This window comes from Sphingomonas swuensis, from assembly GCF_039538045.1.
GTDB classification, from domain to species: Bacteria; Pseudomonadota; Alphaproteobacteria; order Sphingomonadales; family Sphingomonadaceae; genus Sphingomicrobium; species Sphingomicrobium swuense.
Map to the genome: position 1 here is coordinate 2,778,607 of NZ_BAABBQ010000001.1, position 9,265 is coordinate 2,787,871.

Below are 9,265 nucleotides of genomic sequence, written 5' to 3' on the forward strand. Positions count from 1 at the left end.
ACTCGCAGTGACAGGCGCAGCGGCGCGTGGTATAAATCCTCGGATTGATTAGCATTTGCCCCTAGGTTTTGTACCATGTCTCCCAACATATCGGAAACGCATCGAGATCGAATCCTTGCACTGCTCGGACGGCAGAATGTCGCTCGGCTCTCAGAGATTCTGGCTACCGGCGCTACAGCAACGGCCGTCTCGCGTCTCGAGCGCGACGGCTCAATCGTCCGTCTTAGCCGCGGACTGTACCAGCTCGCTGATAGCCCTCTTAGCGTGCACCAACCGCTTGTTGAAGTAGCCAAGCTGGTACCGAAGGGCGTGATCTGCCTCGTCTCCGCCCTCGCCTACCACGAGCTGACGGACCACATTCCGCGGCGCGTCTGGGTTGCCATCGGTCCGAAGGACTGGCGCCCTCACATCAGCTATCCCCCTATCCGCTTCGTTCGCTTCTCTCCGGAAGCGCTCCGCCATCACGTCGATACGCACTCCGCCGAAGGAGCAGAAATCCGTATCACCAACCCGGCGCGAACGGTCGTCGACCTGTTCAAGTATCGGACGAAGGTGGGCCCGAACATCGCGATCGAGGGCCTCAGGGAAGTGCTGCGGACCCGGAAAGCCACCCCCGCTGAAATCCACAACATCGCTGCTGAGATGAAGCAGTGGAAAGTCATCCAGCCCTATCTCGAGGCACTTACAATCAATGGCTAAAGACGTGAAAGATGTCGGCGCCTCCGTGCGCGCGCGCTTGCTCAACCTCGCGCGCAAGACGGGCCAGTCACACGATCTCCTTCTCACCCGCTACGCACTGGAACGACTGCTCTATCGTCTAACGCAGACGGAACACGCCGACTGGTTCGTACTCAAGGGCGCGATGCTGATGACGACTTGGTTCAACGATCCGCATCGACCGACACGCGACATCGACCTGCTCGGATTTGGCGATCCGCGACCCGAAGAAATGCTTCAGGTCTTCAAAGAGATCTGCAGCATTCCCGAGAATGACGGCGTCGAGTTCGATATCGAGAAGCTGGCGGTCACAGCCAATCGAGAAGATCTCGCCTACGGCGGCCTTCGTCTTCAGACCTATGCGGTCATCAGCGGCGCACGACTTCGCATCATCATCGACATCGGCTTCGGCGATTCTGTTGAACCGGGTGTAGAAGAGATGGAACTTCCGGTTCTGCTCGACCAGCCCCCGCCTCATCTGCGCGCTTATGCGCGAGAGACCGTCGTGGCTGAGAAATTCCAGGCCATGGTGATGATCGGCCAAGCCAACACTCGGCTGAAGGACTATTACGATATGTGGCTGCTCGCCCGGAGTTATGACTTCGACTCAGATCGTCTCGCGGAAGCCATTGCGGCGACCTTCGCGCGTCGCGGCACTCCCATTCCGACGGACACGCCGGACGGCCTGAAGCCTACGTTTTACGAAGATCGCGCGAAGACCTCTCAGTGGCGCGCCTTTGTGGAGGATGTTGCAGTTGACCCGGGGTCACTCGCGGAAGTCTCGGCGGTGCTCCTCGATTTCCTAATGCCGGCCGCCCGCGCTGCGAACTCTTTGGCCGTCGGCGGCGGCGACGGCGATGCCGTCGGCAAACCCGGCCGGCCGGCGGTCGGCGACGGCGAACGGCCGCCGGCGTAAAGTCATCGAGCGAGCCGCCCTAGCCAGCTCAACTTATGACGGCTCGAACTGCAGCACCACGGCGGTGATGTTATCATGGCCACCGGCGGTGAGCGCGGCTTCGACAAGCTCCTCGGCCGGCCGGTCGCTTCTCGAGAGGATGTCTTGGATCTGGTCATCGGGCACGAGGTCCGTCAGGCCGTCACTGCTCAGCAGGAGTCGGGCGTCACCCGGAAGGGGTTCGGTCACAATGCACGGTGCGAGCGTTCGACCTTGCGACGAGCCGCCGAGGCATTGGGTTAGAATATGTCCATGGACAACGTGATCCTCCGACAGCTGCCGCAGTTCGCCGGCATTCCAAAACTGGATTTTAGAGTCGCCAATGTTGAACACGCTCATCTTGTTGCTGATCGCGAGGATGCCGCAGATGGTCGTTCCCATTCCCTTAAGCGACGGCTCCTCGGCCATCGCGTGTCTTATCGCCCAATCGGCCGACGCTAGGGCTGTTGGCAGATCATCCGCCGACGAACACTCAGTCAGGAATGGTGCCATTACCTCCACGGCAAGGCGACTGGCGACCTCACCGGCAGCATGTCCGCCCATGCCATCGGCGACCATGGCCCATGCGCGCTCACCCGCCAACTGGCCTTCCCAAGTGCCCTCACTGCCCAGGTCGAAGGCCGCAGAGACAGCAAGCGCGTCTTCATTTTGCTCCCGAACCAGCCCCACGTGCGTCGCGGCCCAGCAATAAACATTCGTCATCTCTCGTCCTACTTCTGCGTGGCCTATGCCTGCTGTGAGCAATGATCCCTGAACTCGCAGCGGAATGGATAAGTACAGTGCGCCCCAACAGCACGCTGAGGCTCCGGCCCGCGTATGACTTCCCGGGCGGCAGCAGCAACGCGAGACCGACTGCGGATTATATTTCGGATCTCAGATGTCACATCGACGTCGACCGTCGGCGCGGTGAGCGCGCGCGCGAACGGGCTGGTGAGGCGGCGGCGCGCATGGCGGATGATTACGCTCGAGATACATAGGCCGCTCTCACGAGCCACCCAGACCTGCGTCGCCGCATCGCGAACATGATGATTACGAACCGCAGTGGAGCTCTTGGCTTCGATCAACCGCCAGCCGCCCCAGCCGTCAGGCTGCAGAACGTCGGGACGCACGATCACGTCCTCGTGCTGGAGGGCGGCTTCGAAAATGGGACGGTTCCAAGGTCCGCTTAGTATCGCCTTCGTTTCGGCAATCGCGTCATCGACGCGCCTCGGGTCTGTATCGAGCAGAATGCCGTTGGGTACCTGCTCGCGAACGAGCTCCCCGAAGCGGTGGCCGATCGCAAACAGGAGCTCGGTGGGCGGATCAATCTTCGCGAGGTCGCGTCGGTAAACGCTTAACCACAGCCGCCGCGCGCAATGCTCGAACGTCGCAATCTTGCTCTTCGATAATCGAGGCCACTTGGGGGCGCCGCCGATGAAGGTAAGAGTAGATTCTGCTGACATCCTTCCTGTTCAGCTCTGGTCGCTCCAAGTTGCCGCGAGCAGTCGGTCGTTTCACCTAGAGTGCGGGACTTCCGTCCGAAGATTCTCCTGAGAGTTAAGGACGGAGTTTTGGAAAGTTACCGACGGTGCGTTCATCGGGGTGGCGGCGCGTACGCAAAGATATGCGTCAGCGAAGCCTCGCCGCGATACTGCTTCAACACGCCGGCATGCGATCCGAGATAGAGCTCCGCAGCATCGAAGCTTCCAGGATCGACCATCCGGACCAGCGTATCGGCCCGAATAAACGCGCGGTCCAACTCAGGCTCAGACCCTGTTGGAACAATGCTGATCGGCGACCAGCCATGTGCTTCCGGAGTCTGACCGACTAGGTGCAACTCGCGACCGCCGGGGCCGTCGCGCACCTCGAATCTGACAAGGTGCTCACTCCTTTTGCTCAGCGCCAGCATAGGCCGCGCCAACCTCACTAGCTCGAAGGTCGAGATGCTAATCTTGAGACCGGATTCAGCATTGGCGCGCGCGACGTCGATCTTGGGTACGACAACGTCACTCGTCGAAACAGCAACGGTCATGTCCGCGCTGTTGAAAATGAACCTGTGCTCGTCATCTCGACTAATTCGAACGTTGCCCTTCAATCGTTTGAGTACGGAACGGACAGCCGCGACGTCGTTGACATGCACGGCGAGGTCGAAAGCATCTAGACCTGGCTCCACATACTCCACGATGCCGTCCCAGCTGGCAGCTCTTGCGACGCCGCCATTTACCTCGATGACGCCAAAGCGGTTATCCTTCGGCCGGAAGACATTCGCGAAGCCGAGCGCTCTGCCAAGCACGGTCAAAGAGCCGTGGGGAGCGAGCTCAGCGGTCTCGGTCTTCGGCAGCGGAAGAGACGCAATCAGTTCCTCGGCGCTGAGATGCAAACGCGTCAGATCAGAGCTCAGGCCGAGAAAGCCGCCTACCTTTTCGGATTGCCGCCCAACCAGTCGCCACTGAACAACCTCCTGCTCCCGCCAGTTCAGGCGCGCCTTGCCCTGCCCTCCAAAGAGAGCCGCTACCGCACGAGCAGGTAGCGAGAAGGCGACGCCCGCCGCGCGCACGGCTGACCTCCGCGGCAGTGCTGTTTGCGCTTCCGAGACGACCCCGCCGGACGCAGCTCGAGCAACAATGCGCTCGGGGTAGAGCGTAAGCGCAAACGGGGGCGAACTTTCCGTTGAGCTGCGCGAGCCGGGAAGCAGCACACGGGTTGCAAGAATTGCAATCAGCGGCACAGGTGCCGAGAACCGTGCGAGCTCCCCAACAGCGGCGGCATCCTCCCCATCCATGAAGAAGAATTCGAGCTGGTAAGCAGCGAGTTGATCCGCCGCCCAATCGGCATCGGCGTCAAGATTGTTCTGGGCAGCAGGAGAGCCTTCACCCTCCGGCTGATCGTCACTAGGTAGATCGTCAAACATGGCCGGCGCGCCTAGGCTCCTCGGCGACGTGCGTCACCCGTTTCGAGGCCTAAGTCCCCTAGCGTTTGGGAAAAAGTGAGCTTTTCCGCCGAAAAAAACTGGCCTGCGAAATACCGGCCGCGCAGTTTCGAAGATGTTGTCGGGCAAGCCGATGCCGTCGCGCGCCTTGGGGCGATGGTTCGAGCGCCCCGCCATCTCATCTTGGCCGGACCTAGCGGCGCCGGCAAAACCAGCCTTGGACTGGTTTTTGCTAAGGCTCTGATGTGCCAGACGCAGCGTCGTGGCCCGTCGCCATGCGGGTATTGCGAGGCGTGTCAGACATTCGACCGGAGGCTGAACCCGAACTTCAACGAACGGTCTGGTCCAGAGCTCACCGTCGAGCAGGCCCGCGAGGTGATGAGCCAGACCAGTGGGTCACACATGTTCGCCGCGCGGCACGTCATTTTCATCGACGAGGCGCAGAGCCTGAAAGACGGTCCCATCAACGCTCTCCTCGGACCGATGGAAGATGAACGCGCCGAGCGAACACTGATCTTTACGCTGATTGATCCTGGCGACCTCCCCGAGCCGCTCCGAACTCGGTGCCAGGAAGTACAGCTCGCCGCCCCGACGCTGAGCGATAAGCTGACATTCTTGAGCCGGATCACGACGACCGAGGGCGTGAGCGCCGATCACCTGGCGCTTGAGCTCATTGCGCTCTTCCGTACCGGCTTCCGCGGTTTGGCTAGAGATATGCAAGCCGTCGCTGAAATTGCGGCAGGCTCGAGGGTGGATCTCAATCTCGTGCGGAGCACGGTGCTGCGAGACAGGGCCGAGCGCGTCGTAGATTACTTAAAGGCGGTTTGCCGAAGCGACTGGGCTGGCCAGGAGTCGTCGCTCCAAGCGATGAACCTCGGCTCTGTCGAGAAACATCATGCGATCGTCGATGTCCTGATGCATCTGAAGCTGGGCTTCATCGGACCGACCAAGCAGCTGGATAGACGCTTCGAGCTCCTGCTGCCCGCGGCGGACTGCGTGCGATTGGTCGAACTTTTCGGCGAACGTGCGCGCGCGCACGGCCTGAGCTTGACCAGCCTCTTCGACGAGGTCCTGGAATTCTGGGCTTACATGCCGCTGCGGCTGGATGAGCGCTCGTTGCGCATTCAGCTCGTCCGCTTTCAGGATCTAATGAACCTCGAACGGTCCGAGCCTGTCGATGGCAAAGCGATCGCAGTCGCAGCGCTAGAGGCAGAGCAAGGCTACCGGTCCAGTGCTGCAGCCAGACGAAAGCCCAAGCACCGCACCGTGAAATCGGGGGTGCTCGACCCTGAGGAGTATCTCTCCGAGGACCAGGCGCGCAGCTTGCACGAGGCCGGAAGCTTCTTAGTACAGAAGTACGGCGCTTATCTGAACTACCGACTGACGCTTCGCTTGCCCGGAGGCGACACGGGCAAAGTATCGGCTTGGATCGGGGGTCTGGACAAGGATCTTCGGCGAGGGTTGGCGACGTGGGGCGGTGTTGAGGCCGAGCGAATGCAGCGGCTGGAGTTACACCGGATAAGCATCGTCGAGCGAGACCGCGACGGGTCTGCAACCGGGATCGCGCTATTTCATCTTCCGCACGAGGTGTACGCTAGAGCGAAACAGGCATTGAGTGACGGCGTCCGTCAGATCCAGACGGACGTTCCCGACGTGGATGCCGACATTATCGCTGATCCGCTGACAGGCGATCGTGCCGTTACACAGCATTGGCGATTTGTGCGGGGGCTTTGGCGAGGAGTCGATCCCACGATCATCGCCGACGGACGGCCATTGATCGAGCGGCTTCGCATACCTCCAGCGCATCGCCGCCCGGCTGGAAGGCTGAACGGAGGCAAGCGCTTCAACATGTCGCAAAGTCTAGGAGGGACCGCTCGACGCGAGGAAGCGATCATCGGCCTTGCTGCTCTGTCAGCTTGGGGCGACGGGGCATGGGATTGGCTATTCTCGGGATGGGAGATGCGCGAGCACCTTGACCGGAAGATAGAGGCAGGAAGGCGGCGCCAGGAGATGGCTGAGCTGGAGCGGCTTATGGAAGCTGCCCCCGACGCGCTTCACCGATCGGCAATCAACGCTCTGATCCGCAAGGCCATCGATACCCGGCCAGGCCCTCGTCGCCGTCCTCGGTCTCAGAAGCTCTGGCTTGATGAGGTCGAAAACGACTGACTTTTCTGAAGCCCTATATCATCGATTTTGACGTACGCGTCGCAACAATGGGCGCATCACATTTGCCGCCGGCGAGGCCGTTTCTCACGCAGCCAAATCATCAACGGGCTGTTGTGTTTGGGTTGTCGAAGCGCCTCCAGCAATCGCGCAGAGATAGTCGGCGGCCGCTTGCGCTTTGGATGCAACAGTGAGGATTGCACGAGCGTCATTCCTCAGCACGCCAAGCCAAGACGAGATGTAGCGTGCATGGTCCGGCCGGGGCTCAACTGATAACCCGAGTTTGGCGCAGATGAAGGCGGCGCCCAGTTCAGCAACGAGCTCTTCAACGGCATAACTATCAGACCCAAAGCGACCAGTCAGATCCCGATTGAGTCGGCGTTCAGCGCCTGTCCAATGGATGTGCTCGTGCCCTAGAACACTATAGAAGCCGCCGGCATCGCGGAACTGCTCGAAGTGCGGCACCGAGATCTTATCGGCGCTCGGCATGTAGAAGGCTCGGTCGCCGCCATAGGCTATGTCTGCGCCGCAGGCGCCGAAGAACGCCTCCGCCGATGCCACCCGCTCCTCTGCCGACAAGCCGCTGGCCGCAGTGGGCTCCAGAGCTCCGTCAACCTGGCTAGAATTGAAGACATGGAAGACACGGGAAACGAGGGCGGAGCGGCTTGTTCGCTGATCATCGTCATCATCATGATCGTCACGATTGCCGGAGGCTGACTTCCAAAACAGGATGGTCGACGCCTTCTCGTTCTTACGGACCTGAGCACCTGCAGCGGACCATTGGCGGTAAGTTGCCCAGCGGCCGGACGAATAGCCGCCGAGCTCGGCCGCGGCCCACAGCAACAAGGTATTCAAACCGCGATAGGACCGGCCGGTAATTGCGTTGATCGGTGCCCCTGTCCCCTCCCCCCATTTGTGCCATGGCATGATGAAGTCCGCTGCACCGGCCTCAATGGATGAAATGATGTGGCGAGTGATGCGCTCATAAAGCTCATTGCTGCGCATGGCGTCGCCCTCAAGCCGCTTTGTTGACGAGCGCGAGGGGTCGGCTGATCGTCGGCGCGACCAGCGCCCAATTCCCGGACTTCGCTTTCAGTGCCTCGTCGATGAGGTCATCGATTTTTGACCAATCGAGATAGCGACTGTGCAGAGCGAACGCGTAATCCATCTCGCCGCACCAGCCGAGCGCCTCGATAACGCGCTCGAGCTCGAGGTTGATGAACGGCACGGTGCTGGATTCCGGTTCTAGGTGCGCGGAATACAGGCATGCGGCCTGCTGAATGAGATGATTGTGCCGCGGCGCGATCAAGAGGAAGCGGCCTTCCGCATAGTCCCCTCGTCGAACGGCAGCGAAAGTTAGCAAGTGTTCTCGGGAAAGTTGCTGCAGCGACGGCGTGCGGAGGACCGCCGAACACGAGTTCCGATAAAGCTCGGACCGACCCGCCAGCTCGTTGAAGCGCGCGCCGAGGTCCAATCGCGCGCCTTCGCTTCCGCTTTCGGAATACTTCATTTCGACGCCGATGAGACCGCGCTGCCCGTCCGAACGCTCGTAGATGATCGCTGCGTCGAACGAGGATCGATCGCCCGTCAGCTCGGCATCAAGGCGTCCTGGAGAGTGCTCGAACAGAACATGAAGGACCTTCGCGACATCAATGCCAGGAATGAGACAGCGAACGACGTTCGCCGCGAGTTGAAGATTGAAGCGCAGCGGGGCGAAGAGGTTGAAAGCCAGAGGCTGGCTGGACAATAAATTGCCATAGAGCCTGCGCCGCTCGATCAGGGCGCCTCGTTGCTGATACGCCACCTCCCGATGAACCAGGTTCGCGACAGCTGGTGACAAGAAGTTCCGGCCAGCATCCGCAGCGCTAGCGCCGAGGAGCGAACCTATGCGCCGGTTGCGTCCATCGCGGCCTTGATGAACACCGACGGGGAGACCTTGTCTCTCACGCCACAGTGCCTGCAACAACCGCGCGCATGAACGGAAGCGTGTGTCGTGCTTCTCAAGGACGCGGAAGCGTCGGAGAATGGATTGGGGAATAAGTGGCAGTTGATGAATGTGAGCGTCGCGCTCTGCCGCCATGAACCAGCCTTTCCGTGCCTAGTCGGTTGAACGAGGCACGATTCATCTGAGCCCGGAATTTCATGCGACGAGGGCCGCGGCGATTATGCATTCCCCGTGGGCCTAGGTGATGAACCGGGCAGCGGCCGCGGCAGATGTTGAGTTGCTGAGAATGGGCGGCGGCCCAGGCCGCCTGACCGTAACGAATGAACTGCGGCGATTGGGCCGGGGCGGCCGCAGCAGGGCTGATCATGATGAATGAACTGCGGCCGAGGTCAGAGCGCGAGTACCCGCACTTTCAGACGAAGGGAGCCGTCCGCATGCGTGGCCGCGGTTCTGGCTGTCAGGAAGGGCCTGGTGGCGTGGCGGCCCTGGCGCGCTTGTGAGGCAGATGGGGAAAGGAAGGAAGGAAGATGAAGTGAAAGGGGATTGGAAGGGGGAGGTAAAGGGGGGGGGTAAGGGG

8 protein-coding genes and 1 pseudogene are annotated in these 9,265 nt (G+C 60.9%); 4 read left to right on the forward strand and 5 right to left on the reverse strand.

Going from position 1 to position 9,265, the window contains the following annotated elements; translation table 11 throughout:
* Window positions 1-75 precede the first annotated feature (75 nt).
* From ABD727_RS13885 to ABD727_RS13895, 3 genes and pseudogenes are all read left to right on the forward strand, one after another.
* Window positions 76-237, forward strand: a pseudogene (locus tag ABD727_RS13885) (type IV toxin-antitoxin system AbiEi family antitoxin domain-containing protein); the annotation flags it as partial.
* 72 nt (window positions 238-309) lie between these two features.
* Window positions 310-699, forward strand: a complete 390-nt coding sequence (locus tag ABD727_RS13890) for a type IV toxin-antitoxin system AbiEi family antitoxin domain-containing protein (RefSeq protein WP_344708094.1) — start codon at window positions 310-312, stop codon at window positions 697-699.
* The gene (locus ABD727_RS13895; protein ID WP_344707980.1) at window positions 692-1,633 is read left to right on the forward strand and encodes a nucleotidyl transferase AbiEii/AbiGii toxin family protein; all 942 of its coding nucleotides are present in this window, start codon (window positions 692-694) and stop codon (window positions 1,631-1,633) included. The genes ABD727_RS13890 and ABD727_RS13895 overlap by 8 nt, the downstream gene beginning before the upstream one ends.
* A gap of 33 nt (window positions 1,634-1,666) precedes the next feature.
* Here ABD727_RS13895 and ABD727_RS13900 read toward each other — a convergent pair whose 3' ends face one another.
* The 3 genes from ABD727_RS13900 to ABD727_RS13910 form a co-directional block, all read right to left on the reverse strand.
* Entirely contained in the window at window positions 1,667-2,374 is a 708-nt protein-coding gene (locus tag ABD727_RS13900) for a PP2C family protein-serine/threonine phosphatase (protein WP_344707981.1), read from the reverse strand.
* 23 nt (window positions 2,375-2,397) lie between these two features.
* Window positions 2,398-3,114 (reverse strand): hypothetical protein, encoded by a 717-nt coding sequence (locus ABD727_RS13905; RefSeq protein ID WP_344707982.1) that lies wholly within the window; start codon window positions 3,112-3,114, stop codon window positions 2,398-2,400.
* A gap of 131 nt (window positions 3,115-3,245) precedes the next feature.
* Window positions 3,246-4,562 carry a hypothetical protein gene (locus ABD727_RS13910; RefSeq protein ID WP_344707983.1) on the reverse strand — a complete coding sequence of 439 codons (1,317 nt, stop codon included), beginning with the start codon at window positions 4,560-4,562 and terminating at the stop codon, window positions 3,246-3,248.
* 75 nt (window positions 4,563-4,637) lie between these two features.
* Here ABD727_RS13910 and ABD727_RS13915 point away from each other — a divergent pair, with 75 nt between their 5' ends.
* A complete protein-coding gene (locus tag ABD727_RS13915) occupies window positions 4,638-6,746 on the forward strand; it encodes an AAA family ATPase (protein ID WP_344707984.1) in 2,109 nt (702 codons plus the stop codon).
* An 84-nt stretch (window positions 6,747-6,830) separates the two neighbouring features.
* On the opposite strand, the gene ABD727_RS13920 is transcribed toward ABD727_RS13915, so the two are convergent.
* Together ABD727_RS13920 and ABD727_RS13925 are read right to left on the reverse strand one after the other, a co-directional pair.
* Entirely contained in the window at window positions 6,831-7,748 is a 918-nt protein-coding gene (locus ABD727_RS13920) for an ArdC family protein (protein ID WP_344707985.1), read from the reverse strand.
* A 10-nt stretch (window positions 7,749-7,758) separates the two neighbouring features.
* Entirely contained in the window at window positions 7,759-8,823 is a 1,065-nt protein-coding gene (locus ABD727_RS13925; RefSeq protein ID WP_344707986.1) for a PGN_0703 family putative restriction endonuclease, read from the reverse strand.
* Window positions 8,824-9,265: the final 442 nt, after the last annotated feature.